Source organism: Ideonella sp. P3_A4 (assembly GCF_056403075.1).
Map to the genome: position 1 here is coordinate 1 of NZ_JBFUGE010001182.1, position 991 is coordinate 991.

Annotated in this window: 2 protein-coding genes; both read right to left on the minus strand. The window is 69.2% G+C overall.

The window, feature by feature from the left end; all coding sequences use genetic code 11:
• Window positions 1–651 (minus strand): NIPSNAP family protein (locus AC1DYI_RS36800; RefSeq protein WP_477209019.1); only part of this gene is annotated, 651 nt, incomplete at its 3' end.
• 139 nt (window positions 652–790) lie between these two features.
• Window positions 791–991 (minus strand): choice-of-anchor tandem repeat GloVer-containing protein (locus AC1DYI_RS36805; protein WP_477209020.1); only part of this gene is annotated, 201 nt, incomplete at its 5' end.

Genomic DNA, 991 nt, shown 5'->3' on the forward strand with positions numbered 1-991 from the left:
CTCGGTGGGTTCAAGCGAGAGGACTTGAGGCTCGGCGCGCAGCCAGGGGGCCAGCGCCGGCAGGCCTGGTATCGGCTGATCGGTGGGCCACGCGGTCAGCAGCACCAGCACCGGGCCATCGGTGCGCACCGGCAGTCGGGGGAAGTTGTTTTCGGCGGGCTCGGTCTCGAAAACCGCCAGATCTTGTGCGCCGGCTTGCCGCAGCGCGGGCAGCCAATGCGTTGCCACCCAGTCGCGCAATGTGGGCTCGGCCGGCTCGGCCAGCGGAAGCACGATTGCGCGCCAAGGCCGAGGCGGCGCAGCGCGTTCAGTGGTCGCGAACCCCGGCAGGCCTGGGCTCGGCCGCAGCAGCAGCACGTCGTCCGAATCGTCGATCGTCGCGTTGGCCGCGTTGCGGAATTCCTGCCAGACCGGCCCGAAGTAGAAGGCGTTCAAGCCGGCGGCGCGCGAGGCCATGTCGGCAAAGCCGCGCAGCCAGGTGAAGCGGTCAGGCTCCGCGGGCTCGCAAAAGAGGCCGGGCAGCCGCATGCCGACGGCCTCCTGGCTCTCGATGAACTCGCGTTCGAACAGCGCGATCAGCTCGTCGCGCCGGCCCGGCTGCGTCCGGTAGCGGCGCAACTCGATGACGGTGAGGGGTGTGTGGGTGTCCATGGCGGCATGATGTGCCGCCAAACCTGACACCGAATGTCATGTTTTCAAATCACCGGCGCTCTGTCGGCCCGCTCACGCCAAACGGGGTGGCCGACAGCCCGGTGAATCGAGTCTTGTTGCTGGGCAACGCCGCAGTAGCTCAGCGCCGCGGCGCCTGCTTGCCGGCGATGCTGAAGAGGACGCCGGAGTCGGTGGTGCCGCCCGCTTCCGTCACACCGTACAGGCGACCGTCGGCGCCTTCGACCAGTTCGCCGTCCCCTTCGGCGCCGTCGGGGCCGCTGAAGGAGTGCACCTCCGTCAGCTTGCCGCTCGGCGTCAGCCGGTAGACCCAGCCCTTGTC